A 26,581-nucleotide genomic window follows, 5' to 3' on the forward strand; every position below is an offset into this window, starting at 1 on the left:
CCCGGCATGCTGCGACCTCCTGCTTGGGCGGTTCCATGCATCAGGGGGATGGCAGCATCGCTCTGGCTGGATATTGATTGTTCTCAATCGAAAGTAGAGCCTCGCCTCGCTCGAGCCGGATGATTTCAGATGAGCTCACGAGGTGATCCCATCTGAAATCATCCGGCTCTCATCTAAAAGTGAGAGCAGGATCGATGCAAAAAACCGGTTCCCACTTTTTCGCATCCTGCTCTTGCAATGGCTGCGGCTTGCCCGACCAGCGACGCGGACAGTCGAGGCCTGAATGACACGATCCACACCGTTTCGCCCCAGTCGCCGCGGTTTTCTTTCTTCGACAGGCATGACCTTGCTCGTCGCCTCCATCGCAGGCGCGAAGGCGGCCGAGCACTCCGGAACCTTGCCTTGGAAGCCGTTCGCGGCGCTGCCGCCGCAGCCGCTGCCCGGAGGGCGCTGGTACGTCTTCACGCCTGACGAGGCGCGCATGGTCGAGGCCATCGTCGATCGCCTGATCCCGGCAGACGATCTCAGCATCGGCGGCAAGGAGGCGGGTTGCGCGACCTTCATCGATCGCCAGCTTGCCGGCAGCTACGGCTCGTCCGAGCGGCTTTATACGCAAGGCCCGTTCCTGCCCGGCCTGCCGACGCAGGGTTATCAGGGGGCCGAGGCGCCGGTGGCGCGCTACCGGGCCGGGCTTGCCGCCTTGGCGCAGCATGTTCGGGCTCAATTCGCCGGCAAAGCTTTTGCCGATCTCGCCCCTACCGACCAGGACAAGGTGCTGGGCGATTTCGACGCCGGCAAGGTCGCCTATCCCGCCGCCGCCGGCTTCTTCAACCTGCTGCTGCAGAACACGATGGAAGGCTTCTTCGCTGACCCGATCTATGGCGGCAACAAGGATATGGCGGGCTGGAAGCTGCTCGGCTTCCCCGGCGCCCGCTACGATTACCGCGACTACGTCACGGCCCATAACCAGCCCTTCCCTCTGCCGCCGCTCTCGATCGCCGGGCGGCCGGAGTGGAAGGTCGGCAGCAAGTAACCGGCGGGATCAGGCACGATGGTGAGGAAACTGCCCCGCAAGGATGTCGTCATCGTCGGCCTCGGTTGGACGGGCGCGATCCTGGCGCATGAATTGACCGATGCCGGGCTTGATGTCGTCGCGATCGAGCGCGGGCCCTGGCGCGATACGGCGACCGATTTCAACGTCGCCTATGCGCCTGACGAATTGCGCTACGCCATCCGCAAGGATCTGTTCCTGCAGCCGGCGCAGGAAGCGATGACGATGCGCAACAACATCTCGCAGACGGCGCTGCCGATGCGCGATTACGGCTCCTTTCTGCCGGGCACCGGGGTCGGCGGCGCGGGCACGCATTGGAACGGTCACACCTGGCGCTTCTTCCCGAGCGATTTCGTCCTGAAGACGCATCTGACCGAGCGCTATGGCGCAGGCCGCATCGCCGATCTGACGGTGCAGGATTGGGGCGTCAGCTATGACGAGCTGGAGAATTCCTTCGACCGCTTCGAATATCTCGCCGGCATCTCCGGCAAGGCCGGCAATCTGAACGGCAAGATCGAGGCCGGCGGCAATCCCTTCGAGGGGCCGCGCAGCCGGGAATATCCGTTGCCGCCAATGCAGATGACCTATGCGCCGACGCTGTTTGCGGAAGCCGCCCGCTCGATCGGCCTGCATCCCTTCCCGACGCCTTCGGCCAATCTCTCCAAGGCCTATGTCAATCCGCTCGGCATCGCGATGGGGCAGTGCACCTTCTGCGGTTTCTGCGAGCGCTTCGGCTGCGCCAATTATTCGAAATCCAGCGCCCACACCACGATCCTGCCGGTGCTGATGCGCAAATCGAATTTCGAGGCGCGCACGGAATGCGAGGTGCTCAAGGTCGATCTCGCATCCGACGGCAAGACGGCCAAGGGCGTGACCTATGTCGACGTCACCGGCGAACTCTGCGAGCAGCCCGCCGATATCGTGCTGCTCAACGCCTACGGCCTGCACAATGTCCGCTTGATGCTGCTCTCCAAGATCGGCACGCCCTATGACCCCGCGACCGGCACGGGCACGGTCGGGCGCAATTATGCCTATCAGACCAATGCCTCGACCCAGGTCTTCTTCGAGGGCAAGAACTTCAACCCCTTCATCGCGGCGGGCGCGCTCGGCCAGACGGTCGACGACTACAATGGCGATGCCTTCGACCACGCAGCTCTCGATTTCGTCGGTGGCGCCGGCATCAACTGCATCCCGACCAATGGCCGGCCGATCGCCTACCGGCCGACGCCGCCGGGCACGCCGCGCTGGGGCAGCGCCTGGAAGAAGGCGGCCAAGCAGAATTACGGCAATACGCTGACCTTCAGCTCGCAAGGCTCGTCCTACGCCGCGCGCGGCAATTATCTCGACCTTGACCCGACCTATAAGGACCGCTTCGGCCGGCCCTTGCTGCGCGTCACTTTCGATTTCCCCGATAACGACATCCGCATGTCGAACTGGGTCAGCGACCGCATGCAGCAGATCGCAACCACGCTCGGTGGCAAGCAGGCGGTGGTCGGCCGGGCGCGCAAGGGCTGGAATTCCGTGCCCTATCAGAGCACGCACAACACCGGCGGCGCGATCATGGGGACGGATCCGAACACCAGCGCGGTCAACCGCCATCTGCAGAGCTGGGATGTACCCAATGTCTTCGTCGTCGGCGCCTCGGCCTTCCCGCAGAACGCCGGCAAGAACCCGACCGGCCCTGTCGGCGCGCTCGCCTTCTGGGCTGCGGATGCGATCCGCAACCACTATCTAAAGAATCCCGGCAAGCTGGTGCAGGCATGAAGAAGGCAGCGCTTCTCGCCGGCGTCGTCGCAGCCGCTCTCGTCAGCGCGAGCGGCTTCGCTTCCGACCTGTTCGACCGGATCAATGCGGGTCGCTACAAGGCCGTCCTGGCCGATTGCGCCGCCTGCCACACCAAGCCCGGCGGTCAGCCCTTTGCCGGCGGGGCGCCGCTCGACACGCCCTTCGGCAAGCTGATCCCATCGAACATCACGCCTGATCGCGAGACCGGAATCGGCAATTGGAGCTATGCCGATTTTCGCGGTGCGCTGAAGGAGGGCGTCGGCAAGGGCGGCAAGCGGCTCTATCCGGCGATGCCCTATCCGGCCTATTCCGCGATGACGGAGGCCGATATCGCCGATCTCTGGGCCTATTTCCAGAAGATCGAGCCGGTCAGCAACCGCGTCGTCTCGAACCAATTGCCCTTTCCGTTCAGCATCCGCACGGTGATGATCGGCTGGAACCTGCTGAATTTCTCGCCCAGCGAGTTCAAGCCCGACCCGGCCAAATCAGCCGAATGGAATCGCGGCGCCTATCTCGTCAACGGACCCGCGCATTGCGGCACCTGCCATACGCCCAAGAGCCTGCTCGGTGCCGACAAGACCGACCAGTTCCTGCGTGCCGGGAACCTGCAGAGCTGGGTCGCGCCCGACATCACCAATGACGCCCATAAGGGCATCGGCGGCTGGGCGGCCGAGGATATCGTCGCCTATCTGAAAACCGGTGCGAACCGCTTCGACATCGCGTCTGGCCCGATGTCCGAGGTCGTCGCGAACTCGACGCAATATTGGACCGATGCCGATCTGACCGCGGTTGCGACCTATCTCAAGGACATCAAGGGCGCAGGTACCGCTCCGCCCCGGCCGCTCGACGCCGGCGACCCCCTGATGCTGGCCGGCAAGGCCATCTTCGTCGACCGCTGCTCGGCCTGCCATGTCAGCTCGGGCGAGGGCGCGCCCTTCCTGTTCCCGAAGCTGGCCAAGGCGCCGGTGGTCAACGGCGATGACCCGACCTCCCTGATCCGCGTCGTGCTCGAGGGCAGCCAGGCCGGGACGACCAAGGCAAGGCCGACGACCCCGGCGATGCCGTCCTTCGCCTGGAATCTGGGCGACGCCGAGGTCGCCAGCGTTCTCAGCTATGTCCGCAACAGCTGGGGCAACGCCGCCCCGGCGGTGACGCCGGCCCAGGTCAAGGACATGCGCACGAAGCTCGCGCGCTAGAAGTCTGATGAGCATGGTCTGAACCACGCCGTCATTCCGGGGCAGGCCGCAGGCCTGAGCCCGGAACCCAGAACCGATGCCCTCGATCAGCGAAGCTCGCCATGCGAGCGCATCATTGAGAACCCACATCGGCTCTGGGTTCCGGGCTCGATCCTGCGGATCGCCCCGGAATGACGGTGGTGTTTCCGAGTCAAGTCATCACGCTCTATCTGGGGCCGTTCTGCGGGTGCCGGCAGCCAGGATCTTCCGCGCCTGGTCCAGAACGGCTTGTCGACGAGCTTGCCATCGACGGTGACGGTGCCGCGCGCAGCATAGGCGGGGTACCCCGTTAGTGCGATCTCCTGCCCCTATGCCCGCCTTCTGTTCTCCTCCGGACGGGGGTCATCTCGATCGCGGCTAGGGCGTGGTGCCGCCAACTGAACAGGCGTCTGTTCCATGCGCGACGTGACAGAGAGCGCACAAGAAGATCGGCAAATCGTCATCGGAAAGGGTGGCGCGACCGAGCCATATGATGCCACGCACTGGACTGGTCAGTGGGGCGGCGCAGAGCCGCCCGCCAAATCCGATCGTACTAACGTGTCAGCAGCCACTGGCACCCGAGCGTTATCTCCTGCGAGAAGCAATCAACGCGCTAAATCCGCCCAGGCCGAGCGTGCGAGACGTCGGCGCCGCTATATCGCGCTGGCGAGCGGTGTCGCCGCAGTGGGTCTCCTGCTTGTCGTTGTGATCCCTGATCTGGACCAACCGAATCCTGCTCAGTTTGCGCGGGCTGGTTTGGCGTCGAGCCAGGTCTCGAATACAGCGCTCTCTCCGAGCTATGCCGATGCCGCCGGCGCGCAGGGGCGCCTACCACGGCTTGCCGAGCCTCCGGAGCCCGCAATCCAGCGATCGCAGAACGGAGAGCTGGCTGTCACACTATCGCGGGAGCTTGCCGAGGCTCGGCGCGCAATCGAAAACCTCACCGCGCAGCTCCGCACCCAAGCGACCGAGAATGACCATGCATTGGCACAGGAGCGCGAGAGAACGGCCGCCCTCGTGCAGGAAGCCGAAGCCGCGCGAAAGGAACTGACCGCAACCCGCGCGCAGCACCATCAAGCGATCGAACAGGAGCGCGCGAGCGCTGCCGCGCTGGCGAGCCAATTATTGGCGTCGCGGCAGGAAGGCGAGGCGCTGGCGGCGCAGCTGCGCAAGGCGCTGGCCGAAGCCGGACAATCCAAGCAGGCGGATGCCACCAAAACCGCACAATCGCTCGAACAGGAGCAGCAGAAGGCGGCAGCATTGACTGAGGCTGAAGCCGCCCGCAGGGAGCTGACCGCGGCCACGGCGCAACAACGCCAAATGCTCGAGCAGGAACGCGCACGCGGCGCGGCGCTGGCAAACCAGCTATTGGCGGCGCGACAGGAGACCGATGCACTGGCGGCGCAGCTGCGCAAGGTCGTCGGCGAAACCGCACAGCTCAAGCAGTCGGAGGCTGTGAGGAGTGCTCAGCTCCTCCAGCAGGAGCAGCAGAAGGCGGCCGTTTTATCAACCGAGGCGGAGGCCGCGCGGCAGGCGCTGGCCACGGCAACGCGGCAACATCGTCAAGCGCTCGAGCAGGAGCGTGCGCGCGGCACTGCGCTGGCGAACCAGGTTGCGGCCGCGCGCCAGGACAGCGAGGCGCTGGCGGCGCAACTGCGCAAGGCAGTCAGCGAAACCGCACAGCTCAAGCAGGCGGAAACGGCGAGGAATGCGCAAATTCTCCAGCTGGAGCAACAGAAGGTGGCTGCTCTCACCGAGGTTGAAGCTGCGCGACTGGCGCTGACGGCAACCAGGGCAGAGCAACGTCAAGCGCTTGAGGAGGAACGCGCACGTGGTGTCGCGCTGGCCAACCAAGTGTCGACGGCGCGGCAAGACAGCGAGGCGCTGGAGGCGCAGCTGCGCAAGGCGCAGGACGAAGCCGGCCAGTCCAGGCAGGCAGCAGAGACGACAATCGCGGAACTGCGCCAAACCCTGCCGCAAGAGCGCGATCGCGCCGCGGCAATGACCTCGGAATCGAGAGTGGCGCGATCTGGCGTTTTCGGGCCTGCAGCGACCGAACCCTTGGCGATCAGTCAGGATACCCGGCATCCGCCGGAAGTGGCGGTCGTCGGGGCCGAGCAGCCGGCGGTCGCGGAGGCGCATGTCAGCCAGGAGGCGATACGGTTGATCGCACGCGCCAGTGCACTGCTTGGTCAGGGGGATATCGGCTCCGCGCGGATCGTGCTCGAGCGCGCGATCGAGATGGGCAGCGCACGAGCGAGCTTCATGCTCGCGGAGACCTACGATCCCCGCATTCTTTCAGCCTGGGGAACCTATGGCACGCGCGGCGAAGTGACGAGGGCCCGCGAGCTCTACGCGAAGGCGCAGGCCGGCGGCATTCAGGAGGCAAGGGATCGCGTCGGCGCGCTGCTCCAGTAACGCCCGACGAAGGCGATGCTCCCGCCTTTGGGTTTCATGCTCGAAAGAGGGTTTGGAAATGAACATCTCGCCGGGACGGTTCTGGCTCCTGCTGGCCGCGTTGACTGCGCTTGCGCCGACGCTCCAGCCAACCGGCCTGCAGGCGCAGACGCCCCAGGCGAACACCGGCAATATTGCCGTGCCGTTGCGCGGACGTGCGCCCGCGACGGAGCAGGAGAAGATCAATACATGGACGGTCGGCCTTGCCGCGGGGTTGATCGAGGGTGCGCCGCTGCGTCTCGGGGCCGAGATGGCCCGCGTCGTCGATGACGGGTCGAATATGCTCCTGCTGCCGATCGTCACCCGGGGCGCCACGGAAAACCTGAACGCGCTGCTTTATCTGCGTGGTGTCGATACGGCGATCATCAACTCCGATGCGCTGGAAGAGTACAGGATCCAGGTCCCCCAGATCCGGCGCAAGATCACTTACCTGCTGAATCTCTTCCCCTCGGAACTGCATATCCTCGTCCGGCCCGAGATACAGACCCTGCAGGACCTGAACGGCAAGAAGGTGAACTTCAACACACTGGGCACGGCTGCCGCCTATTCCGGGCCCATGATCTTCAGCCGCCTCGGCATCAATGCTGAGAAAATGTTCATTCCTCATCCGGTTGCGCTCGAGCAGATGCGCAAGGGTGAGATCGCCGCCGTTGTTTTCATCACGTCCAAGCCTGTCGATGCCTTCGTGCGCGGACGCTTCGAGCCCGGCTTCAAGTTTCTTGCGGTCCAATACGAGAGCAAGTTCGAGGACTACTATCTTCCGGCCGTGCTGGAGGCCCGCGAATATCCCGGCCTCATCAAGCCCAATGAGAGGGTGGCGACGATTGCGGTGCCGACGGTTCTGGTTGCTTTCAATTGGGCCCCACAGACCAACCGTTACGATCGCGTCGCCCGCTTCGTCGACCTCCTGTTCAGCCGTATCGAGAAGCTCCAGGGGCCGGGCTTCGACGAGAAATGGAAGTCGATCAACCTCGCCGCCACGGTCCCCGGTCTGGACCGTTTTGCGGCGGCGCAGGAGTGGCTCGCTCGCCAGGGGTCCGCTCCGCGAGCGTTACGGTGAGAGTGATCATGGTGACAGTCGCGTTCGCGGCGGTGAGCCAGACCGCGCTCGCCCAGAGCGCTGCCGATCCCATGACCCGGTCTCGCGCCTGCTCGCAGCTCGAGCAGGCGGAGCGGGTGGTCTGCTTGGATAAGCTTCCGCGAGCCGGCGACGACTGGGTCATCAGCGAGACGACCTCACCGGTGGATTATACGCCGATCGTCACTGCCACCGCGTTGTCCCGCGACAACGCCGGTACGTCCCTGGCGCGGCTCGCCGTTCTCTGCCGTGGCGGCCGGACGGAGATGGTGGTCGGGGGGCCGGCCCTCGCCAGCAGCGGTACGGATTACGAGCTGTCCTACCGCCTCAATAGCGGCCAGCCCGTGCGGGCTGCAGCCGGCAGGGCTTCGCTTGGGACAGGCATCGCGTTCAGGGGCGATGTCGTGAGTTTGCTGCAGTCGCTCCCCGAAGAGGGCGCGCTGGCGATCCGCCTCTCCGCGCGATCCGGCGCCGTCCATGAAGGGCATTTCTCCCTTAGCGGCCTCAAGGCGGTGCGCAGCAAGCTGGCTGTCGCCTGCAGCTGGCCACGCCATGCCGCCAAGCCGCGTCCCGAATAATCCTCAAACTCATGGGCGAAAGACAATGATGATCAGCTTTAGAGACGTTGTCGGCTCCACCCTGGTGGCTGGTGTCGCGTTCTTCATCACCTTTGCGCCCGTGGCAGCGGAGGACGTCAAGCAAACCTCGGCGCAAACCTCCAAGCGACCTGCTGTTGAAAAGAAGGCGCACCGGCTCGTCCTGCAGGTGAATACGAATGAACCCGGGACGATGAATCTAGCGCTCAACAACGCGACCAACGTCGCGCAGTACTATCAGGAGCGCGGCGAGAAAGTGGAGATCGAAATCGTGACCTTCGGGCCCGGCCTGAACATGCTGCGCGATGACACGTCACCGGTGAAAGCGCGCATCAAGGCAATCGCGGCGAGCACTCCGGGGATCTCCTTCAAAGCCTGCGGCAATACCCAGGGCAATATGAGCAAGGCGGAGAATAAGGACATTTCCCTTATTCCCGAGGCGACGGTGGTGAAATCCGGCGTCGTCCATGTGATGGAATTGCAGGAGCGAGGCTGGACCTATGTCAGGCCGTGATCAGCGCATGCATGCCGCCCGGCAGGGTCGGCATTGCATGAGGGGCAGCTAGGGTGGCGCGACTAAAACGCGTCGATCTGGTTGCTTGAAGGCGTAGCGATCGGGGCCGGCGTATCGTGCCTCGGCCCGGCCGCACGACCTCGCGCAGCCTGCGCCAGCGCACGACGATCGAGCCGGAGAAATCCCTACTTGGTAGTGAAGGGATGGATCATCGCAAGGGGTGGAGGTGAATGCGCCCGGTGAGGGGCGAATGCGCCGTAAGGCCTTGCGAGATCATGACTCTTTCTCCTGCTTGAGAGAAAGAGTGGTGCCCAGGAGAGGACTCGAACCTCCACGCCCTTGCGAGCGCCAGCACCTGAAGCTGGTGCGTCTACCAATTCCGCCACCTGGGCAACGGCGGTTCGTTTACGGGGGCCGGATGGTCCTGTCAACGCATAGATCGACATTCATGTCGTTTCGTTGACGGAAGAGTTTGGGCGGGGCCTGAGGGCGCGGTTTCGCCGCTCAGAACTCCTCCCATCCGGCATCGTTGGCGCGGCCGTTGACGGCGCGCTTGGCCGGGGCGGAGGCCCGCGCCGGGGCGTGGGCCGGCGTCGCCGCCCGGGATTGCCCGAAGGCGGCCTCGGCGAGCTTGCGCAGGCGCGCGGGCTCGGAGCCATGACCGGCCGGGGCCGCCCTGACTGGAGCCGGGGCGTAGCTGGCTGATGAGGCGGTGGCGCCCTCAGGGCCCGTCCTGAAGGCGGCGACGAGGTCGTTGAGCTGGACGATGCGGCCCGAGAGCGAACCGGCCGAGGCCGCGCTCTGTTCGGCGAGCGCTGCATTGGCCTGCGTCATCTCGTCGAGATGGGCGACAGCCTGGCTCATCTCGTCGATGCCGTTGGCCTGTTCGCCCGAGGCCGCCGAGATCTCGGCGATGGTGGCCGCGACCTTTTGCGAGGCCGCCAGGATCTGGGTCAGGGCGTCGCCGGCCTGACGCACCAGCGTGACGCCAGTGCCGACCTCGGCATTGGACGAGGAGATCAGCCCGGAGATGTCCTTGGCGGCGGCGCCCGAGCGCTGCGCCAGCGTGCGCACCTCGCTTGCCACCACCGCGAAACCCTTGCCGGCATCGCCGGCACGCGCCGCTTCCACCGCCGCATTCAGCGCCAGCAGATTGGTCTGGAAGGCGATGTCGTCGATCACCCGGATGATGTCGGAGATCTTCTGCGAGGCGCTCTCGATCCGCGCCATGGCGTCGACCGCCTGGCCGGCGATCACGCCGCCCGACTGGGCTGCCTGCATCGCCTCTGTCGCGATCGCGGCGGCGTTCTTCGAGGCCTGGGCCGAGGCCTTCACCGAGGCTGCGAGCTCCTCGGTCGTGGCCGCGGTCTCCTCCAGCGAGCTCGCCTGCTCTTCCGTGCGCTTGGACAGATCATCGGCGCCCATGGTGATCTCGCGGGCGGCCAAGCCCACATCGGCCGAGGTCGTCTGGATCGTGCGCACCGTCGAGGACAGGCGGTCGACCGTCTCGTTGATCGCGCCCTTGAGCTCGGCGAACTTGCCGCGATAGGCGGTCTCGATCCGGGAGGTCAGGTCCCCGCCCGCCACTGCCTGCAAGGCGGCGGCGAATTCGGATGTGGCGCTGTCGACCACGGCATTGATCTCGTTGATGCCGGCGACGAGCTTCTGCATCTGCTCATCGGCATGCTCGACCTGCAGCCGCGCCGAGAAATCGCCCGACGCCGCAGCCGCCACGACCTCGCCGACATCCGTGACGACGGAGGCCATCGATTCCGCCGCCCGCAGCCGTGCTGCGGCCAATTCGCGCTCCTGCTCCTGGAACAGGGCGACCTTCTCCGTGCTCTCGCGCAGCACCGAGACGGCGCGCGCCATGGTACCGACTTCGTCCTGGCGTGCGACATGGGGCACGTCGATCTTGGTTTCGCCTTGCGTCAACCGATCCATCACCCCGCTGAGATCGATCAGCGGCTTGATGATGGCGCGCCGCGAAAAGGCCAGGGCGCCGGCGATCGAAACGCCCAGCAGCAGAAGCAGGGCGACGGGCAGGATGATGCGCAGTTTCGAGGCGAAAGCCCCTGTCGCGGCCTCGATGGCGCCGCTGGTTTCCTCATTGGCTTGGCTGAACGTAGCCAGTTCCTCCATCAGGGCCGCGCGGTTGCGCCGGCTGGCCTCGCCATTGCCCCAGGCGTCGGCGGCCCGCCCGGAGACCTCCTGGACCAGGCGTATCGTCTCGACCCGGTTGGCGACGAAGTCCTCGATCAGCTTGCTGATCTTCTCTGTCCGCGATCGCTCGGTCTCGGGAATGGTCTTCAGGAGAATCTTGAGCCGGTCGTCGACCTTGCCCAGCCCCTTCTCCATGGCCGTGGCGGCGAGCTTCGCCTCATGGGGGTTGCGCGACATATAGGCCAGCCGGGAATCCTCACTGAGCTGGTTGATCGCGACATTGAGCCGCTCCGTCGCCAGCATCGTGTCATTCTGGCGGGAGACGCGCTGATTCATCGTCTCAAGGCTGGAAATCGCGATGAGCGCGCTGCCCAGCGCGATGATGGCGCCGAAGGCGACAATGCCGATCAGACCGAGAATTTTGACACGAATTGATTTCATCTTATCCCCTGGCCGATCGCGCAATATCGACAAATTTCGTGTGTTTTAGCGGGGGTAATTGAAGGCCGAGTTAATCTTGCCCCCAGAAAGGAACAAAAAAGCCAGAAATATGCCCATTTTCAAGGCGTCGCCTGCCCTCGACGGGGCAGCGATTTCGTGAGGACGGTTCGAGCGCGCCGGCCCGGGCGCTGCGAGGTGTTTCAAGCTCCAGCCGTTGCCTCCGCAGAGCTCGTCCAGGCCCTTGTCGGGCTCGATGCCCTTGTCGGGCTCGATGCCCTTGTCGGGCTCGATGCCCTTGTCGGGCTCGATTCTCTTGTCGCACTCGATTCCTTCGCGCTCGATTCCTGCAGGCTGCGTCCCAAACCGCCTTTCCAGATCGGGGCGAAATGCTTTAGGAGCGTTCCAACCAACGCGCATGAGGCATGACGAGCATGGCGAACGATCTGTCCCCTCCGAGCCAGCAGCTCGTCACGGTCTTCGGCGGTTCGGGTTTCGTCGGGCGCCATGTCGTGCGCGCCCTCGTCAAGCGCGGCTATCGCGTGCGCGTCGCGGTGCGCCGGCCCGATCTCGCCGGCTTCCTGCAGCCGCTCGGCACCGTCGGCCAGATCCATGGCGTCCAGGCCAATCTGCGCTATCCCGATTCTGTCGCGGCTGCGATCAAGGGGGCGGACGCCGTCGTCAACCTGGTCGGCATCCTGCAGGAGAGCGGCCGCCAGAGCTTCGCCGGCGTCCATGCCAATGGCGCACGCGCCGTCGCCCAGGCTTGCGCGGCGTTGGGCGTCCCGCGGCTGGTCCAGATTTCGGCGATCGGCGCCAGCAAGGATTCGAAGTCGAGCTATGGCCGCAGCAAGGCCGAGGGTGAGGCTGCCGTCCTTGCGCTCGTGCCTGGCGCGGTCGTGCTGCGGCCTTCGATCATGTTCGGACCCGAGGATGGTTTCTTCAACCGCTTCGCCGCGCTCGCCCGGATGTTGCCCGTGCTGCCGCTGGTCGGCGGTGGCGAGACGAAATTCCAGCCGGCCTTCGTCGGCGATGTCGCGGAAGCGATCGCGCTGGCCGTCGACGGTGCGGTCGCTGGCGGGCGCATCTACGAATTGGGCGGGCCCGAGGTGAAGAGCTTCAGGGAGCTCGTCGCCTATATCTGCGAGGTCACCGGCCGCAAGCGTCTCTTGGTCTCGCTGCCATTCCCGCTGGCGCGGCTGCAGGCGCGCATCATCGAGATCGTCGACATGCTGACGCTCGGGCTCTTGCCGAACGAACTGAAGCTGACCCGCGATCAGGTCGCGCTGCTGGAGAGCGACAATGTCGTCTCCCATGCGGCAAAGGAAGAGGGGCGCGATTTCGCGGGCCTCGGCATCGCGCCGAGTTCCGTCGAGGCCGTGGTGCCGTCCTATCTCTGGCGCTTCCGCAAGACCGGCCAGTTCGATGCGGCGCAGGCAGGCTGAAGCTGATCACGACGATGGGTTTCGATCTGATCATCTATGACTGCGACGGCACGCTCATCGATACCGAGACGCTCTATGGCGAGGTCAGCCTCGCTGCCTGCCATGCGCTCGGCCTGACGGAGTGGACGCTCGACCATTATGTCGACCAGATCGTCGGCATCCCGTGGTCGGACGGCGTCAGGATCATCGAGGCCGCGCATGGCCGCCCGCTGCCGGCCGATTTCGAGACAAGGATCGAGGAGGCCGTCGCGTTGCGGCTTCAGAACGAAGTGCGCGCCCTGCCGGGCGTGCGCGAGGCGGTCGGCGCGATTGCCGGCCTGCGTTGCGTCGCGTCGTCGACGAGCCTGGTCCCGTTGCGGCGCAATCTCGGCATTGCCGGTCTCGTCGATCTGTTCGACCCTCATATCTTCTCGGCTTCGCAGGTCGCCCGCGGCAAGCCTCATCCCGATGTTTTCCTGTTCGCGAGCGATCAGATGGGGGTTGCGCCGCGCAATTGCCTCGTGATCGAGGATTCCGTGCCGGGCGTGCTGGCGGCGCGCGCCGCCGAGATGACCGTCATCGGCTTCACCGGCGTCTCGCACGACAAGCAGCGTAGCGCGGCCCGCCTGAGCGAAGCCGGCGCCGTGCAGGTCATCGACGATTTCGGGATCTGGCCCGATGTCGTGGCTGGCCTCGGCGCGCCTGCCGCGGCCTGAGACCACGCGCGCAAGTGGCGAGGCCTGTCGCCGGCCGTTTTACAGCATGCTCGGCAGGACGCGGTCCGGTGGCTTGTGCCCATCCATGAAGGTCTTGATGTTGACGATGACCTTCTCGCCCATATCGGCGCGGCCCTCATGCGTGGCCGAGCCCATATGGGGCAGCACCACGATGCGGTGCTGGCGGGCGAGCCTGAGCAGGCGCGGATTGACCGCAGGCTCGCTCTCGAAGACGTCGAGCCCCGCCCCGGCGAGCTCTCCGGCTTCCAGCATGCGCGCCAGCGCGGTCTCATCGACGATCTCGCCGCGCGCCGTGTTCACCAGGATCGCGTCGGGCTTCATCAGCTTCAAGCGGCGGGCCGAGAGCAGATGGTAAGTCGCCGGCGTATGCGGGCAGTTGACCGAGACGATGTCCATCCGCGCCAGCATCTGGTCGAGCGAATCCCAATAGGTCGCGTCGAGCTTCTCCTCGACGCGGGCGTCGAGGCGGCGGCGGTTATGATAATGGATCGAGAGGCCGAAGGCGGCGGCGCGGCGCGCGACCGCCTGGCCGATGCGGCCCATGCCGACGATGCCGAGCCGCTTGCCGGTGATGCGGCGGCCGAGCATCCAGGTCGGCGACCAGCCGGCCCATTCGTCGTCGGGGATGACGCGCGCGCCCTCACTGATGCGCCGCGCCACGGCGAGAATCAGCGCGATCGTCATGTCGGCGGTGTCGTCAGTCAGTACGCCCGGCGTGTTGGTCACGGTGATGCCGCGCTGCACCGCGCTGGTCACGTCGATATTATCGACGCCGTTGCCGAAATTCGCGATCAGCCTGAGCTGGTCGCCGGCCTGGGCGATGATCCCGGCGTCGATCCTGTCGGTCACGGTCGGCACCAGCACATCGGCGGTCTTGACCGCTTCGACCAAAGCGGCCTGGCTCATCGGGGTGTCGTCGATATTGAGGCGGGCGTCGAACAGCTCGCGCATGCGTGTTTCGACCACGGCAGGAAGCTTGCGTGTCACGACGACCAGCGGCTTTTTCTTCGTCATGGACGCCTCCTCCAACGCTTGCCGGTGCTTCGCCGCCTTTTGGCCTCAACCCGCCATTAACCGCAGGGCTTCAGGAATGAGGGGTGGCGTGACCGCGCGTGCTCGCCTCGTTGTCTAAGTGGCGGCGCGGCGGATGACAACATGGCCCTTCGCCGGATGTGTCCGGCGCGTCGGTCTTGTTGTGGGACGGAGATTGGACGGATGCTGGGTTTGTCGGTGCGCGGTGTTTGGCTTGGCCTTGCGATGTTCGCGGCCATGAGCGGGGGCTCTGTCGCGCTGGCCCAGGATACGCAGGCGGGCTCGGTCACGGGTTTGCCGGTGCCGCGCTATGTCAGCCTGAAGTCGGACCGAGTGAATCTGCGCGAGGGCCCCTCCAAGGAACATCGCACGCGCTGGGTCTATCAGCGCGCCGGTCTGCCGGTCGAGATCGTCGCCGAATTCGAAACCTGGCGGCGCGTGCGCGACGCCGACGGCTCCGAGGGCTGGGTCCTGCACAGCCTGCTGTCCGGCCGCCGCACCGCGCTCGTCGCGCCGTGGTCGAAGGCCAAGGACGAGACCTTCACCTTGCGCGCCTCCGCCGATGAGAAGTCGGCCGTGGTGGCGCAGCTTCAGTCCGGCGTCATCACCAATGTCGCGAGCTGCGCCAATACCTGGTGCCGTGTCGGCATCGGCAAGGTCGAAGGCTATCTGCGCCAGGATCGGCTCTGGGGCGTCTACCCCAACGAGAAAATCGACTAGGGGGCTGCAGGCGCAGGCGCGCGAATCTCGACATCGCCACGATGTCGGAGGCGCCCTTCTTGCTTGCCGCGACAAGCGCGGGGAACCCTCTCCTGTAAGGAGAGGGCAGGGTGAGGTGTCGGCCGTTTGACGTTTCGGCTGGAACTCAACCGCCGCTCCATCGTCATTGCGAGCGCAGCGAAGCAATTCAGGAGGGCTCGCTCTACGTTTCCTGGATTGCTTCGCTGCGCTCGCAATGACGGCAAGGTCGTCACCAACTGGTCGAGGGGCCGACACCTCATCCCTGCCATTCTCACTGAACTCGGGCCTGCCCGAGTTCAGCACTCAGCGTGTCGAAGTCGGGTAAACCCGACTTCGATGCAGGAGAAGGGTTCCCCGTGCTCTTGCCTTGCTAGGCGGGGAGCTACTGCTCAGTTGGCGATCTTGCGCAGGCGCACCACGACATCGACCCGGGCGATCTCGTAACCCTCGGGCGGCTCCGGCAGTTCGGCGACGTCCACCGCCGAGGCCGGGATGTCGATCACCGTGTTCTCGCCATCCACCACGAAGTGATGGTGCTCGCTGTTGTCGGTGTCGAAATAGGTCTTGGCGCCGTCGATCGCGAGTTCGCGCAGCAGGCCGGCCTGGGTGAACTGGTGCAGCGTGTTGTAGACGGTGGCGAGTGAAACCGGCACGCGGGCCTTCATCGCCTCCTCATAGAGCATCTCGGCGCTGACATGCCGGTCGCCCTTGGCAAACAGGAGCCAGCCAAGCGAGACGCGCTGGCGGGTCGGACGCAAGCCGACGCGCCGCAGGCGCTGGCGCACATCATGGAACGGGCAGCCTTGTCGCGCGCTCGATCCGTAGCCCTGGTCCTGGGAAATCAGATCGGTCATGCCTTGGGCGGGCCTCTTCACAGGGGTTGGCTGACGCGGATGGCGCGTCGCGAATAGATTACAATAGATGTAAGGCTTCAGCCCGTGCCCCGCAAGCTTGAGGGCCGTTTTCCGGATGGCGCGCGCCTCCTGACCGCTTCGTGAGGCACGCTGTCGCAATGCTCCGGTCCACTAGAGCCGGATGATTTCAGACGGAGTCACAAAGTGTCTCCGTCTGAAATCTGAATCCGTCTCTCATCAAGGAGTGAGAGCAGGATCAATGCGAAAAACCGGTTCCCACTTTTCCGCATCCTGCTCTAGGAGCGGCGCCATGTCCGATACGAACTATCTCTGGCTGTTTTTCTCGCTCGTTCTCGGCATCGTCATCGTGCCGGGCATGGATATGGCGTTCGTGCTGGCGAATTCGCTCACTGGGGGACGCCGCGGCGGATTCTTCGCGACAGGCGGTGTCATCGCGGCGGGAATCGGCCACGTCGTCATCGGCGTGCTCGGCGTCGGCATCGTGCTGCAACTCGTGCCTGCCGCCTTCAACATCATGCTGTTGCTCGGCGCTGCCGAGAGGTTGTCAGGGACTCTGGGGTTGATCTGATGAGGTCAAAACGCCGGAGATGGGAGGAGCATTGCGCGGCGATACCATCGGTATCGGCAAGCGATGCGACGCTGCAGCTCCGTCGTTTTCACCTCACCCTGCGGGGCGCGGCGCTTTTGCGCGACTGCGGCGTCGTTCTTCGTAGCAAACCGGAAGGTTTGCGTCCTCGAACTCTTTGCGTCCTCGAACTCCTGGCATTGGCGCAAAATCGCCTGCGTCAAATCAGCCCCAGAGTCCCTAACAACCTCTATGTTGCCTGGCCGGGCTTTTGTCTGTTCCGGAATGGCGCCGCGCTGGGCAGGGTCGAGCTTGCCGAGCGGCGGACAGCCTGGATGATCTTCAGCCAGGGGGCGCTGACCAACCTGCTGAATCCAAAGGCATATCTGTTCATGCTTGCGGTGTTTCCGCAGTTTCTGAAGCCCGAAGCGGGGCGGATCTGGCTCCAGGCGGCCATTTTGAGCCTGATCATCGCGCTGACGCAGGCGTTGGTCTATGGTTGCCTGGCTGTCGTGGCCGGCGGAGGGCGCACGGCCCTTGCGGCACACCCCAATGCGACGCTCCTGATCGGCCGGGCGGTCGGGGTTTTGTTGGTGCTGGTGGCGGCCATCACGGCCTTCGAAGGTTGGCGCCACCTCTGATCTTTGCCGGAATCGCTGCGCCTGCGCCCTTTCGTTCCCGCGCAGCGCCGTGTTAGGCACGGCGCGAGATCAGATGAACCGCCGGCCCTGGCAGCCGGAACGGAACGGAGCGGAACGCGAATGGAGCGGCAATCGTCATTCAGCTACGAGGAGATCCTCGCCTGCGGTCGCGGGGAGCTGTTCGGGCCCGGCAATGCGCAATTGCCGCTGCCGCCCATGCTGATGGTCGACCGCATCGTCGAGATCAGTGAAACCGGCGGCCCCAACGGCAAGGGCCTGGTGCGCGCCGAACTCGATGTGCGCCCCGACCTCTGGTTCTTCGACTGCCATTTCAAGGGCGATCCGGTGATGCCGGGCTGTCTTGGCCTGGATGCGCTCTGGCAGCTCACCGGCTTCTTCCTGGGTTGGCTCGGCCTGCCTGGCCGGGGCCGGGCGCTGGGCGTCGGCGAGGTCAAGTTCGCCGACCAGGTGCTGCCATCAGTCAAGCAGGTGGTCTATGGCGTCGAGTTCAAGCGCGTCTTCAAATCGAAGCTCGTGCTCGGCATCGCCGATGGCTGGCTGGAGGCCGACGGCAAGCGAATCTACACGGTCAGCGACATGCGCGTCGGCCTGTTCAAGCCCGAAGCCGCGTAGCTGCGTAGGCCAGTCGCATCGGGCCGATGGCCCGATGCGACTGGCCGTACTTTTAAGCTGCGAGCATCGTCGGCGCGGAAAACCGGTTCCCACTTTTCCGCATCCTGCTCTAGGAAAAGCGTCGCGCAGCCTTGCGCGTGCCAGCCACGCGGTCCATTTGCGCGGTGACGACAGAAAAGAGCCGGGGCCCTGGAGCGCCGGCCGCATGAGATATCGAGCTGGAGAAGCGAGCATGAGACGCGTTGTGGTCACCGGGATGGGCATTGTCTCGTCCATCGGCAACAATACGCAGGAAGTGCTGTCCTCGCTGCACGAGGCCAAATCGGGCATCTCCTTCGTGCCGGACTTTGCCGAGCACGGCTTCCGCAGCCGCGTCGGTGGCGTGCCGACGCTCGATCCGGCGAGCGTGCTCGACCGGCGCGCCATGCGCTTCCATGGCGGCGGCTCGGCCTGGAACCAGGTCGCCATGGAGCAGGCGATCCTCGATTCGGGCCTCGAGACGCCCGAAATCAGCCATGAGCGCACCGGCATCATCATGGGCTCTGGCGGTCCCTCGACGCGCGCGCTGATCGACGCCTATGACAAGGCGCGCGAGAGCGGCTCCTCCAAGAAGGTCGGCCCCTTCGCCGTGCCCAAGGGCATGTCCTCGACCGCCTCGGCCACGCTCGCGACCTGGTTCAAGATCAAGGGCGTGAATTATTCGATCTCCTCGGCCTGCGCGACCTCCAATCACTGCATCGGCAATGCCTATGAATTGATCCAGTGGGGCAAGCAGGACGTCATCTTCGCCGGCGGCTGCGAGGAGCTCGACTGGACCTTGTCCGTGCTCTTCGACGCGATGGGCGCGATGTCGTCGGACTTCAACGAGACGCCGTCGCGTGCCTCGCGCGCCTATGACGTCAAGCGCGATGGTTTCGTCATCGCCGGCGGCGCCGGCGTCGTCGTGCTGGAGGAGCTGGAGCATGCCAGGGCGCGCGGCGCCAAGATCTATGGCGAGATCGTCGGCTATGGCGCGACCTCAGACGGCTACGACATGGTCGCCCCGTCCGGCGAGGGCGCGGTGCGCTGCATGAGGATGGCGCTGGAAACCGTCAAGGCCAAGGTCGACTACATCAACCCGCACGGCACCTCGACCCCGGTCGGCGACGCCAAGGAGATCGAGGCGATCCGCGAGGTCTTCGGCGCCGGCGAGAAGAGCCCGCCGATCTCGGCGACCAAGTCGCTGACCGGCCATTCGCTCGGTGCAACCGGCGTCCAGGAGGCGATCTACTCGCTCTTGATGCTGAACAACGACTTCATCTGCGAGAGCGCCCATATCGAGGAGCTCGACCCCGCCTTCGCCGACATGCCGATCGTGCGCAAGCGCATCGACAATGCCGGCCTCGGCTGCGTGCTGTCGAATTCCTTCGGGTTTGGCGGCACCAACGCCACGATCGTGATGAAGAAGCTGGAGGCGTAACGCCCCATGCTCTTCATGGTGATCGAGCATTTCGACCAGGCGCGGGTGAAAGAGATCTATGCCCGCTTTCACGAGCGCGGCCGCTTAGCGCCCGAAGGCCTGACCTATGTCGACAGCTGGATCTCGGCCGACTTCGCCCGTTGCTTCCAGATCATGGCATGCGACGACGTCACGCTGCTGCAGGAATGGGTGCTGGAATGGGCCGATCTCGCCCGCTTCGAGATCGTGCCGCTGGCCTCGTCCAAGGACACCGCAGCGGCGGTGAAGAAGCATTTATAGTGCTGACGCCCGCCTCGGGCGCTTGCGTATTCATTGAAGCGCTTTGACTGATACTGCCGACTGCCGACTGCCGACTGCCGACTGCCGACTGCCGACTGCCGACTGCCGTTTGACAAGTCCTCGACGCTGACCTCTCGGGATATCCCCATGCTCCCCCTCATGCACAACAAGCGCGGCCTCGTCATGGGTGTCGCCAACCAGAACTCGATCGCCTGGGGCATCGCGCGCAGCTTGCACGCGCATGGCGCGCAGATGGCCTTCACCTATCAGGGCGATGCGCTCGGCAAGCGGGTCAAGCCGCTGGCGGACAGCATCGGCTCGAAGCTCGTCCTGCCCTGCGATGTCGAGGACATCGCCACGGTCGATGCGACCTTCGCCGCACTCGATGAAGCCTGGGGCGGCGATCCGGAGCGCAACACGCTGGACTTCGTCGTCCATGCCATCGGCTTCTCCGACAAGAACGAATTGAAGGGGCTTTATGCCGATACCAGCCGCGAGAATTTCTCGCGCACCATGGTGATCTCCTGCTTCTCCTTCACCGAGGTCGCCAAGCGCGCGGCGCAGCGCATGCCCAAGGGCGGCAGCATGATCACGCTGACCTATGGCGGCTCGACCCGGGTGATGCCGAACTACAATGTCATGGGCGTCGCCAAGGCCGCGCTGGAGGCCAGCATGCGCTATCTCGCGGCCGATTACGGGCCCAAGGGCATCCGCGTGAACGCGCTCTCGCCCGGGCCGGTGCGGACGCTGGCCGGCGCCGGCATTTCGGATGCACGCGCCATGTATTCCTGGCAGCGCGCCAACTCGCCTTTGCGCAAGTCGGTTTCGCTGGAGGAGATCGGCGGCTCGGCGCTATATTACCTTTCGGATCTCTCCGGCGGTGTGACCGGCGACATCCACCATGTCGATGCCGGCTACAACATCACCTCGATGCCGGTGCTGGACGGCCTGCGCGCTGCCGATAGCGCAGCGGGCGAGTAGAGGTAGGCGGCTGCTAGGAACAGGAACGACGGACCGCAGTTCACTTGTCGAAACAGGAGACGCGCGATGGTCACGGTCAGATATGAAGTTGTCGAGCATGATGGCGGCTGGGCCTACAAGGTCGGCGACGCCTTGTCCGAGACGTTTCGCACGCATGATGCCGCTCTCAAGGCCGCGACGAGCGCGGCGGCGCGGCAGACCCTGGCCGGCACGACCGACGGCATCGTCTATCAGGACAAGGACGGCGCCTGGCACGAGGAACTCGCCGACGGGAAGGACAGGCCCTTGACCAGGGTCATCGACCAGAAATAGCTCTAGATCTTTGTTTTAACGCGTTTTCAGGCGAACCTGTGCTTCGCTTGAAAACGCTCTAGCGCGCCGACTTTGCGGCCACGTTCGGGGCTTACCGCGCCGTGAAGAAGGTCAGCAGCACCTTGCCCTTCTCGCCGAGCAGGCAGAGGAAGCGGCGCGGCTTGTCCGATCGATCGGTGCGCAGATAGGCCTCGCCCATGATGATGCGCGTGATCGGCGTGTCCTCGACCTTGGTTTCGGCGGTGGCGATCGTCACCCCGTCCTCGTCGATATAGATGTCCTTGATCTCCGGATCCTTGGCCGAGATCGTGTGAAGCGCCGTCGTCTTGCAGGCGGCGATCTCGGCCGAGGCCGGCTTCTCCGGCGGCGTGCCGGAGGTTGGTCCGGCGGTCGGTGCGGTCTGGGCGAGCGCCGGCGCGGCGAGACACGCCGCGATCAGCAGGGCAGGGACAGTCAGGCGCGTCATGAGGTGCACTCGGGGGAGGGTGCAAGCTGAACGCGCGAATGAGGCGGTGGTTCAAATACGTCTTCGATTGTCGAGCGTTGAGGCCGACGTGGATGCTCGCCACAAGGGCGAGCATGACGAAGAGGCTGTACTTTGTGAATCTCAGGCGCCCTTACAGCCCCAGCTTCTTCTTGCGCTGGCCGAGCGTGCGCAGCCGCAGTGCGTTCAGCTTGATGAAGCCCGCCGCGTCGCGGTGGTCATAGGCGACGGCGCCTTCCTCGAAGGTGACGAGATCCTGGTCGTAGAGCGAATAGGGGCTGGAGCGGCCGATCACATGCACGCCGCCCTTATAGAGCTTGAGGCGCACCGAGCCGGCAACGAATTCCTGGCTCTTGTCGATCAGCGCCTGCAGCATCTCGCGCTCCGGCGAGAACCAGAAGCCATTATAGATCAGCTCCGCATATTGCGGCATGATCTGGTCCTTGAGATGAGCCGCGCCGCGATCGAGCGTGATCGATTCGATGGCGCGATGCGCGACGGCCAGGATCGTGCCGCCGGGCGTCTCGTACATGCCGCGCGATTTCATGCCGACGAAGCGGTTCTCGACCAGGTCGAGCCGGCCGATGCCGTTGTCGCGGCCGAGATCGTTGAGCCTGGCGAGCAGCGTCGCGGGCGAGAGCTTCTCGCCGTCGATGCCGACGGCATCGCCCTTCTCGAACTCGATCGAGATCACGGTCGGCTTGTCCGGCGCGTCCTCCGGCGAGATCGTGCGGGAATAGACGTAGTCCGGCACTTCCTGTGCCGGGTCCTCCAGCACTTTTCCTTCCGAGGAGGCGTGCAGCAGGTTGGCGTCGACCGAGAACGGCGCCTCGCCGCGCTTGTCCTTGGCGATCGGAATCTGGTGCTGCTCGGCGAAGGCGATGAGCTGCTCGCGCGAGCGCATGTCCCATTCGCGCCAGGGCGCGATCACCACGACGTCGGGCTTGAGCGCATAGGCGGTCAATTCGAAGCGGACCTGGTCGTTGCCCTTGCCGGTCGCGCCATGGGAGACCGCGTCGGCGCCGAGCTTCTCGGCGATCTCGATCAGCTTCTTGGCGATCAGCGGGCGCGCGATCGAGGTTCCCAGCAGATAGACGCCCTCATAGGCGGCATTGGCGCGGAACATCGGGAAGACGTAGTCGCGCACGAATTCCTCGCGCAGATCCTCGATGAAGATGTTCTCGGGCTTGATGCCGAGCAGCAGCGCTTTGTCGCGCGCCGGTCCCAGTTCCTCGCCCTGGCCGAGATCGGCGGTGAAGGTCACGACCTCGCACGAGTACGTGGTCTGCAGCCATTTCAGGATGATCGAGGTGTCAAGGCCGCCGGAATAGGCGAGAACGACCTTCTTCACGCTTTTATCGGACATCGGGCAATCTTCCTGTTGCTGCCGCGCTCCCGCGTCCCGTCGGGCCGCGTTTTGAACGCAATGGCGCACTATCGCAGCCTCAGCGGCGAAGCAATCGGAACCTTCTGATCGATCCCGCGTCTTCCCGTGATGGATCGGTGTTGATGACGCCCATCGCGAGCGACAGACCGCACCGGCTGCCCTTGCAGTTGGATGTCTGGAAGCCGAAGCTCCGGACGCGCGATTTCAACCTAGATCATCGACTTGGAGGCTGAATGCCGAAGCGTCCTGTTCTGGACTTCTGGTACGAGTTTGCATCGACCTATTCCTGCTTGAGTGCGTTGCGGATCGAGGCTCTGGCGGAGGAGGCCGGCGTGGCATTGCGCTGGCGCCCCTTTCTGCTCGGGCCGATCTTCGCTGCGCAAGGCTGGACGACGTCACCGTTCAATCTGTTCCCCAATAAGGGCCGCTATATGTGGCGCGACATGGCGCGTCGCGGCGGCCGCAGCGGGCTCAGCTTCGTGCGGCCCGAGACCTTCCCGCAGAATTCGCTGATCGCTGCCCGTCTCGCGCTGGCCGGTCGCGAAGCCGGCTGGATGCCGGCCTTCTCGAAAGCGTTGTTCCGGGCGCAGTTCTGCGAGGGCCGGAACATTGCCGAAGAGGCCGTGCTCAACGCGGCGCTCAAGGCGGCGGGGGCCGATCCCGGCGTCGCCTACGCGGCCTCCCGCAGCGAGGAGGTCAAGGGCCGCCTCAAGGCCGAGACTGAATACGCCAAGTCGATCGGCATTTTCGGGGCGCCGACCTTCGTCACCGAGGATGGGGAACTGTTCTGGGGCGACGACCGGCTCGAGGAAGCGCTCGACTGGGCCAAGGATGGGTGCTGAGCAGGCCATGGCGGGCTTGCTGGATCGCAAGAGTTTGCCGGATCGCAGGAGTTTCGTGTCGGGCGCTGCTGCGGGCCTGCTCTGCGCAAGCCTTGCTCCTGCCCAGGATCGCCTTGCTCCCGCCCAGGATCGTCTTGCCCAGGATCGCCCTGCCATCGCCGGCGAGCCGCCACGCTATGACCAGCGTCCACTGAGCCTCATCCCCAACGCACAGGCCATCGGCAGGCGCTATTGGGCGCCAGGCCTAAACGAGGGCTATGTGCCGCAGGGCCTGACCGTGACGGGAGCTGAGATCCTCGTCGCAGCCTATCGCAGCGTCGATCCCAGACAGGATAACGGCCTCGCCCGGGTGTTTCGCCTGGCGCCAGGCGATGGCCGCCTTGCCGGCGGTTTCGATCTGCCCGAGGCTTACGGCCATCCCGGCGGGCTGGCGGCGCGGGGCACGACGCTCTTCGTCGCCAATTCCGGTCGGCTTCTGGCGCTCGATCTCCCGACTTCGCTCCGCAGCGGTAGTCCCGCCATCATCGGGGAGCGACGCGTCGACAAGGCGATGGGCCCCTCATTCCTGGCTTGCGACGGCGATGCGCTCTGGTTTGGCCCGTTTCGCCGCCAGGGCGAGGCTACGCTCTATGCCATCCCGCTGGCGCGCATCTTCGAAGGAGGCAGTGACCCGCTCGGCCCCGCAGACGCCGGCCGGCGCCTGCCTCTGCCGCTCCTGGCCCAGGGCGCGAGCTTCGATCGCTCGGGCGGGCTCTGGATTTCGGAAAGCGCTGGCAACAGGCAGGGCGCCTTGCACCGGCTCGACCCACGCAGCGGTGCCGTGCTCGCGAGCTATGCGGCGCCGGGCGGCATCGAGGATCTCGGCTGCGCCACTGACGGCAGGCTCTGGGCGGTCAGCGAGGCGGGTTCGCAACGCTGGAGCCGCTGGGAGACCTTCTACCCGCTGGTCTTCGAGATCGACCCGGGCAGGCTGATTGCGCGGGGCTGATCAGATCTAGGTTTCAAGACCATCCAGGCCGTCATTGCGAGCGCAGCGAAGCAATCCAGGGACGTCGAGTGCTGCCGCTCCTGGATTGCTTCGTCGCTCTGCTCCTCGCAATGACGCTGTGGTTCAGGCTACCCTCCAAAAGCATTGCTCACGCGAAAAACCGGTTCCGACTTTTTCGCATCCGGCTCAGCCCTGCGGCGGCCGCGCCCAGGGACCACGTGCGGCGGATTCCTCGACCATGGTCGGCAGGGTCTGCCGGTCCGCCAGCTTGGGCGGCTGCGGCGGCATCATCGGCACGCGCCCACCGGCGGTCTCCACCAGCGCCTGCACGCGCTTGGTGATGGAGGGGTGGGTCGAGAACAGATCGGCGAAATCGTCGGGATCGTTCTCGAAGCACATATCCATCACGCCTGACGGCACGCCGTCGATATCGGCACGGCCGGCGATCTTGAGCAGCGCCGAGATCATCGCATCCGGGTTCTTGGTCAATTCGACCGCGCCCGCATCCGCCAGATATTCGCGCGCCCGCGACAAAGAGAGCCGGATCAGCACGGCGAGCAGCCAGGAAACCGCGATCACCGCGAAACCGATCAGGATCGCGACGAAATTACCCTTCTTGGTATCGTCGGAAGAAATCCGCACGCGCCCGAGATTGCGGAAGATGATTTCGCCCACGAAGGAGATCACGCCGGCGATGACCACCGCGATCACCATCAGCTTGACGTCGCCATTGCGGATATGGGTGAGCTCATGGGCGAGCACCGCCTCGACCTCGGCATCGTCGAGCTGGTCGAGCAGGCCGCGCGTCACCGTGACCGTGAATTGCTTGTCGTTGACGCCGCTGGCGAAGGCGTTGAGCGCCTCGCTCTCGACGATGGCGAGCTTGGGCATGGTCAGGCCGCGCGAGATGCAGAGATTCTCCAGCATCCGGTAGAGCTTGGGGTTGTCCTCCCGCGACACCTCGGTCGCGCCAGCCGCAGCGCCGATCAGCCCGACATTGATGCGGAAGCCGATGAAGATCCAGGCCGCGGTGGCGATCGTGATGAAGGGCCACCACGACCAGAACAGTCGCGTCGCCTCGCTGAAGGGGCTGCGCCCGCGCGGCACGCCGCCATAGCCATAGCCGACCAGGATCAGGCCCCAGCAGGTCAGGTAGACCAGCAGGAACAGCCCAACGAGCAGGAAACCGGAGCGGATCCGGTTGTTGCGCTGATGTGTGTAGAGCCCGAAGGCTTGGCCGACCATCGCCGCCGCCTCGTCTGCCGGTTGTCGTGGCCCGTCCCTAGAATTTCACGGTCGGCGGCGCATCGAGCTGGGTCCGCGCCGCCTCGCCGACATCGAAGAACTCGCGCGGCGTGAAGCCCATTTGCGGGGCAAACAGCACGGCGGGAAAGGCCTGGATCGCGGCGTTGAATTCGCCGACCGCATTGTTGAAGAAGCGCCGGGCTGCCGCGAGCTTGTCCTCGACATTGCCGAGATCGACCTGGAGCTGCTGGAAATTGGCGCTGGCCTTGAGATCGGGATAGGCCTCGCCCAGTGCCAGGAGCCGGCCGACGGCGCCCGATAATTGCTGCTCGGCGGCGGCTTGCGCATGCACGCCGGTCGCGCCCTGGGCCGCGTTGCGCGCCGCGATCACCGCATCGAGCGTGCCGCGCTCATGGGCGGCATAGCCCTTCACCGTCTCGATCAGGTTCGGGATCAGATCGTGCCGCTGCTTCAGCTGCACGTCGATATCGGCGAAAGCCTGGCCGACGCGCTGCCGCATCGCGACAAGGCCGTTATAGGTGATGATCAGGTAGACGACGACGGCTGCGAGCAGCCCCAGAATGACCCAGCCCATGGCGCGCTCCCGTGCAGGCAAAACCCGACGCGCAACCTTGCATGAAGGGTGGCGTTGGGGAAGCG

General features: G+C 65.1%; 27 protein-coding genes and 1 tRNA gene. 19 read left to right on the forward strand and 9 right to left on the reverse strand.

Features of this window, described 5'->3' with window-relative positions; translation table 11 throughout:
- Positions 1-340 precede the first annotated feature (340 nt).
- The 7 genes from BHK69_RS07625 (at position 341) to BHK69_RS07655 (ending at position 8,695) form a co-directional block, all read left to right on the forward strand.
- Positions 341-1,033 carry a gluconate 2-dehydrogenase subunit 3 family protein gene (locus BHK69_RS07625; protein WP_244548433.1) on the forward strand — a complete coding sequence of 231 codons (693 nt, stop codon included), beginning with the start codon at positions 341-343 and terminating at the stop codon, positions 1,031-1,033.
- Positions 1,034-1,051: 18 nt separating this feature from the next.
- Positions 1,052-2,815 carry a GMC family oxidoreductase gene (locus BHK69_RS07630; protein WP_069689572.1) on the forward strand — a complete coding sequence of 588 codons (1,764 nt, stop codon included), beginning with the start codon at positions 1,052-1,054 and terminating at the stop codon, positions 2,813-2,815.
- Positions 2,812-4,032, forward strand: a complete 1,221-nt coding sequence (locus BHK69_RS07635; RefSeq protein ID WP_069689573.1) for a cytochrome c — start codon at positions 2,812-2,814, stop codon at positions 4,030-4,032. The genes BHK69_RS07630 and BHK69_RS07635 overlap by 4 nt, the downstream gene beginning before the upstream one ends.
- Before the next feature lie 435 nt (positions 4,033-4,467).
- Positions 4,468-6,468 carry a coiled-coil domain-containing protein gene (locus tag BHK69_RS07640; protein ID WP_148663346.1) on the forward strand — a complete coding sequence of 667 codons (2,001 nt, stop codon included), beginning with the start codon at positions 4,468-4,470 and terminating at the stop codon, positions 6,466-6,468.
- 58 nt (positions 6,469-6,526) lie between these two features.
- Positions 6,527-7,567 carry a TAXI family TRAP transporter solute-binding subunit gene (locus tag BHK69_RS07645; RefSeq protein ID WP_148663347.1) on the forward strand — a complete coding sequence of 347 codons (1,041 nt, stop codon included), beginning with the start codon at positions 6,527-6,529 and terminating at the stop codon, positions 7,565-7,567.
- 8 nt (positions 7,568-7,575) lie between these two features.
- Positions 7,576-8,163: a hypothetical protein gene (locus tag BHK69_RS07650; protein WP_083269178.1), complete on the forward strand. Its 588-nt coding sequence runs from the start codon at positions 7,576-7,578 to the stop codon at positions 8,161-8,163.
- Between the two features lie 25 nt (positions 8,164-8,188).
- Complete coding sequence (locus tag BHK69_RS07655) at positions 8,189-8,695, forward strand: DsrE family protein (RefSeq protein ID WP_425285551.1); 507 nt, start codon at positions 8,189-8,191, stop codon at positions 8,693-8,695.
- Positions 8,696-9,000: 305 nt separating this feature from the next.
- On the opposite strand, the gene BHK69_RS07660 is transcribed toward BHK69_RS07655, so the two are convergent.
- The 3 genes from BHK69_RS07660 to BHK69_RS07670 form a co-directional block, all read right to left on the reverse strand.
- Positions 9,001-9,087: transfer RNA gene (locus BHK69_RS07660), tRNA-Leu, on the reverse strand.
- A 112-nt stretch (positions 9,088-9,199) separates the two neighbouring features.
- Complete coding sequence (locus BHK69_RS07665) at positions 9,200-11,299, reverse strand: methyl-accepting chemotaxis protein (RefSeq protein WP_069689576.1); 2,100 nt, start codon at positions 11,297-11,299, stop codon at positions 9,200-9,202.
- A gap of 45 nt (positions 11,300-11,344) precedes the next feature.
- Entirely contained in the window at positions 11,345-11,716 is a 372-nt protein-coding gene (locus BHK69_RS07670; protein ID WP_069689577.1) for a hypothetical protein, read from the reverse strand.
- Between the two features lie 14 nt (positions 11,717-11,730).
- On the opposite strand from BHK69_RS07670, the gene BHK69_RS07675 reads away from it, so the two are divergent.
- Positions 11,731-12,741 (forward strand): complex I NDUFA9 subunit family protein, encoded by a 1,011-nt coding sequence (locus BHK69_RS07675; protein WP_069693463.1) that lies wholly within the window; start codon positions 11,731-11,733, stop codon positions 12,739-12,741.
- 14 nt (positions 12,742-12,755) lie between these two features.
- Positions 12,756-13,436, forward strand: coding sequence for an HAD family hydrolase (locus BHK69_RS07680; RefSeq protein WP_069689578.1), 681 nt, complete (start codon positions 12,756-12,758; stop codon positions 13,434-13,436).
- A 39-nt stretch (positions 13,437-13,475) separates the two neighbouring features.
- Here the strand turns inward: BHK69_RS07680 and BHK69_RS07685 are convergent, their stop codons facing one another.
- On the reverse strand, positions 13,476-14,471 hold the full coding sequence (locus BHK69_RS07685; protein WP_069689579.1) for a 2-hydroxyacid dehydrogenase: 996 nt from the start codon (positions 14,469-14,471) through the stop codon (positions 13,476-13,478).
- A gap of 201 nt (positions 14,472-14,672) precedes the next feature.
- On the opposite strand from BHK69_RS07685, the gene BHK69_RS07690 reads away from it, so the two are divergent.
- Entirely contained in the window at positions 14,673-15,209 is a 537-nt protein-coding gene (locus tag BHK69_RS07690) for an SH3 domain-containing protein (protein WP_069689580.1), read from the forward strand.
- A 410-nt stretch (positions 15,210-15,619) separates the two neighbouring features.
- Here the strand turns inward: BHK69_RS07690 and irrA are convergent, their stop codons facing one another.
- The gene (irrA, locus tag BHK69_RS07695) at positions 15,620-16,084 is read right to left on the reverse strand and encodes an iron response transcriptional regulator IrrA (protein ID WP_069689581.1); all 465 of its coding nucleotides are present in this window, start codon (positions 16,082-16,084) and stop codon (positions 15,620-15,622) included.
- 310 nt (positions 16,085-16,394) lie between these two features.
- Between irrA and BHK69_RS07700 the strand changes: the two genes are divergently transcribed.
- From BHK69_RS07700 to BHK69_RS07730, 7 genes are all read left to right on the forward strand, one after another.
- Positions 16,395-16,673, forward strand: a complete 279-nt coding sequence (locus BHK69_RS07700; RefSeq protein ID WP_069689582.1) for a LysE family transporter — start codon at positions 16,395-16,397, stop codon at positions 16,671-16,673.
- Entirely contained in the window at positions 16,673-17,311 is a 639-nt protein-coding gene (locus BHK69_RS31315) for a LysE family translocator (RefSeq protein WP_083269181.1), read from the forward strand. The genes BHK69_RS07700 and BHK69_RS31315 overlap by 1 nt, the downstream gene beginning before the upstream one ends.
- Positions 17,312-17,431: 120 nt before the next feature.
- Positions 17,432-17,944 (forward strand): 3-hydroxyacyl-[acyl-carrier-protein] dehydratase FabA, encoded by a 513-nt coding sequence (fabA, locus tag BHK69_RS07710; RefSeq protein ID WP_069689584.1) that lies wholly within the window; start codon positions 17,432-17,434, stop codon positions 17,942-17,944.
- Positions 17,945-18,176: 232 nt separating this feature from the next.
- Positions 18,177-19,403 carry a beta-ketoacyl-ACP synthase I gene (gene fabB, locus BHK69_RS07715; RefSeq protein WP_069689585.1) on the forward strand — a complete coding sequence of 409 codons (1,227 nt, stop codon included), beginning with the start codon at positions 18,177-18,179 and terminating at the stop codon, positions 19,401-19,403.
- Positions 19,404-19,409: 6 nt separating this feature from the next.
- Complete coding sequence (locus BHK69_RS07720) at positions 19,410-19,682, forward strand: DUF3303 domain-containing protein (protein WP_069689586.1); 273 nt, start codon at positions 19,410-19,412, stop codon at positions 19,680-19,682.
- A 147-nt stretch (positions 19,683-19,829) separates the two neighbouring features.
- A complete protein-coding gene (gene fabI / locus BHK69_RS07725; RefSeq protein ID WP_069689587.1) occupies positions 19,830-20,663 on the forward strand; it encodes an enoyl-ACP reductase FabI in 834 nt (277 codons plus the stop codon).
- 66 nt (positions 20,664-20,729) lie between these two features.
- On the forward strand, positions 20,730-20,975 hold the full coding sequence (locus tag BHK69_RS07730; protein ID WP_069689588.1) for a DUF2188 domain-containing protein: 246 nt from the start codon (positions 20,730-20,732) through the stop codon (positions 20,973-20,975).
- Between the two features lie 91 nt (positions 20,976-21,066).
- On the opposite strand, the gene BHK69_RS07735 is transcribed toward BHK69_RS07730, so the two are convergent.
- Together BHK69_RS07735 and BHK69_RS07740 are read right to left on the reverse strand one after the other, a co-directional pair.
- Positions 21,067-21,441 (reverse strand): hypothetical protein, encoded by a 375-nt coding sequence (locus BHK69_RS07735; RefSeq protein ID WP_083269182.1) that lies wholly within the window; start codon positions 21,439-21,441, stop codon positions 21,067-21,069.
- 151 nt (positions 21,442-21,592) lie between these two features.
- Entirely contained in the window at positions 21,593-22,825 is a 1,233-nt protein-coding gene (locus BHK69_RS07740) for an argininosuccinate synthase (protein WP_069689589.1), read from the reverse strand.
- Positions 22,826-23,079: 254 nt separating this feature from the next.
- Here BHK69_RS07740 and BHK69_RS07745 point away from each other — a divergent pair, with 254 nt between their 5' ends.
- The gene (locus BHK69_RS07745; RefSeq protein ID WP_069689590.1) at positions 23,080-23,688 is read left to right on the forward strand and encodes a 2-hydroxychromene-2-carboxylate isomerase; all 609 of its coding nucleotides are present in this window, start codon (positions 23,080-23,082) and stop codon (positions 23,686-23,688) included.
- Between the two features lie 7 nt (positions 23,689-23,695).
- Positions 23,696-24,676 carry an NHL repeat-containing protein gene (locus BHK69_RS07750; RefSeq protein ID WP_158516172.1) on the forward strand — a complete coding sequence of 327 codons (981 nt, stop codon included), beginning with the start codon at positions 23,696-23,698 and terminating at the stop codon, positions 24,674-24,676.
- Between the two features lie 186 nt (positions 24,677-24,862).
- Here BHK69_RS07750 and BHK69_RS07755 read toward each other — a convergent pair whose 3' ends face one another.
- Both BHK69_RS07755 and BHK69_RS07760 read right to left on the reverse strand, forming a co-directional pair.
- The gene (locus tag BHK69_RS07755; RefSeq protein WP_069689592.1) at positions 24,863-25,921 is read right to left on the reverse strand and encodes a M48 family metallopeptidase; all 1,059 of its coding nucleotides are present in this window, start codon (positions 25,919-25,921) and stop codon (positions 24,863-24,865) included.
- 37 nt (positions 25,922-25,958) lie between these two features.
- Positions 25,959-26,516, reverse strand: coding sequence for a LemA family protein (locus BHK69_RS07760; RefSeq protein WP_069689593.1), 558 nt, complete (start codon positions 26,514-26,516; stop codon positions 25,959-25,961).
- Between the last annotated feature and the right edge of the window lie 65 nt (positions 26,517-26,581).

The sequence above is a fragment of the Bosea vaviloviae genome, assembly GCF_001741865.1.
GTDB lineage: Bacteria > Pseudomonadota > Alphaproteobacteria > Rhizobiales > Beijerinckiaceae > Allobosea > Allobosea vaviloviae.

What these genes read in the sequence shown, in the direction of transcription:
- BHK69_RS07625 (WP_244548433.1), top strand. Translation starts at nt 341, where the DNA reads ATGACCTTGCTCGTCGCCTCCATCGCAGGCGCGAAGGCGGCCGAGCAC.
- BHK69_RS07630 (WP_069689572.1), top strand. Translation starts at nt 1,052, where the DNA reads ATGGTGAGGAAACTGCCCCGCAAGGATGTCGTCATCGTCGGCCTCGGT.
- BHK69_RS07635 (WP_069689573.1), top strand. Translation starts at nt 2,812, where the DNA reads ATGAAGAAGGCAGCGCTTCTCGCCGGCGTCGTCGCAGCCGCTCTCGTC.
- BHK69_RS07640 (WP_148663346.1), top strand. Translation starts at nt 4,468, where the DNA reads ATGCGCGACGTGACAGAGAGCGCACAAGAAGATCGGCAAATCGTCATC.
- BHK69_RS07645 (WP_148663347.1), top strand. Translation starts at nt 6,527, where the DNA reads ATGAACATCTCGCCGGGACGGTTCTGGCTCCTGCTGGCCGCGTTGACT.
- BHK69_RS07650 (WP_083269178.1), top strand. Translation starts at nt 7,576, where the DNA reads ATGGTGACAGTCGCGTTCGCGGCGGTGAGCCAGACCGCGCTCGCCCAG.
- BHK69_RS07655 (WP_425285551.1), top strand. Translation starts at nt 8,189, where the DNA reads ATGATGATCAGCTTTAGAGACGTTGTCGGCTCCACCCTGGTGGCTGGT.
- BHK69_RS07665 (WP_069689576.1), bottom strand. Translation starts at nt 11,299, where the DNA reads ATGAAATCAATTCGTGTCAAAATTCTCGGTCTGATCGGCATTGTCGCC.
- BHK69_RS07670 (WP_069689577.1), bottom strand. Translation starts at nt 11,716, where the DNA reads ATGCGCGTTGGTTGGAACGCTCCTAAAGCATTTCGCCCCGATCTGGAA.
- BHK69_RS07675 (WP_069693463.1), top strand. Translation starts at nt 11,731, where the DNA reads ATGGCGAACGATCTGTCCCCTCCGAGCCAGCAGCTCGTCACGGTCTTC.
- BHK69_RS07680 (WP_069689578.1), top strand. Translation starts at nt 12,756, where the DNA reads ATGGGTTTCGATCTGATCATCTATGACTGCGACGGCACGCTCATCGAT.
- BHK69_RS07685 (WP_069689579.1), bottom strand. Translation starts at nt 14,471, where the DNA reads ATGACGAAGAAAAAGCCGCTGGTCGTCGTGACACGCAAGCTTCCTGCC.
- BHK69_RS07690 (WP_069689580.1), top strand. Translation starts at nt 14,673, where the DNA reads ATGCTGGGTTTGTCGGTGCGCGGTGTTTGGCTTGGCCTTGCGATGTTC.
- irrA (WP_069689581.1), bottom strand. Translation starts at nt 16,084, where the DNA reads ATGACCGATCTGATTTCCCAGGACCAGGGCTACGGATCGAGCGCGCGA.
- BHK69_RS07700 (WP_069689582.1), top strand. Translation starts at nt 16,395, where the DNA reads ATGTCCGATACGAACTATCTCTGGCTGTTTTTCTCGCTCGTTCTCGGC.
- BHK69_RS31315 (WP_083269181.1), top strand. Translation starts at nt 16,673, where the DNA reads ATGAGGTCAAAACGCCGGAGATGGGAGGAGCATTGCGCGGCGATACCA.
- fabA (WP_069689584.1), top strand. Translation starts at nt 17,432, where the DNA reads ATGGAGCGGCAATCGTCATTCAGCTACGAGGAGATCCTCGCCTGCGGT.
- fabB (WP_069689585.1), top strand. Translation starts at nt 18,177, where the DNA reads ATGAGACGCGTTGTGGTCACCGGGATGGGCATTGTCTCGTCCATCGGC.
- BHK69_RS07720 (WP_069689586.1), top strand. Translation starts at nt 19,410, where the DNA reads ATGCTCTTCATGGTGATCGAGCATTTCGACCAGGCGCGGGTGAAAGAG.
- fabI (WP_069689587.1), top strand. Translation starts at nt 19,830, where the DNA reads ATGCTCCCCCTCATGCACAACAAGCGCGGCCTCGTCATGGGTGTCGCC.
- BHK69_RS07730 (WP_069689588.1), top strand. Translation starts at nt 20,730, where the DNA reads ATGGTCACGGTCAGATATGAAGTTGTCGAGCATGATGGCGGCTGGGCC.
- BHK69_RS07735 (WP_083269182.1), bottom strand. Translation starts at nt 21,441, where the DNA reads ATGACGCGCCTGACTGTCCCTGCCCTGCTGATCGCGGCGTGTCTCGCC.
- BHK69_RS07740 (WP_069689589.1), bottom strand. Translation starts at nt 22,825, where the DNA reads ATGTCCGATAAAAGCGTGAAGAAGGTCGTTCTCGCCTATTCCGGCGGC.
- BHK69_RS07745 (WP_069689590.1), top strand. Translation starts at nt 23,080, where the DNA reads ATGCCGAAGCGTCCTGTTCTGGACTTCTGGTACGAGTTTGCATCGACC.
- BHK69_RS07750 (WP_158516172.1), top strand. Translation starts at nt 23,696, where the DNA reads ATGGCGGGCTTGCTGGATCGCAAGAGTTTGCCGGATCGCAGGAGTTTC.
- BHK69_RS07755 (WP_069689592.1), bottom strand. Translation starts at nt 25,921, where the DNA reads ATGGTCGGCCAAGCCTTCGGGCTCTACACACATCAGCGCAACAACCGG.
- BHK69_RS07760 (WP_069689593.1), bottom strand. Translation starts at nt 26,516, where the DNA reads ATGGGCTGGGTCATTCTGGGGCTGCTCGCAGCCGTCGTCGTCTACCTG.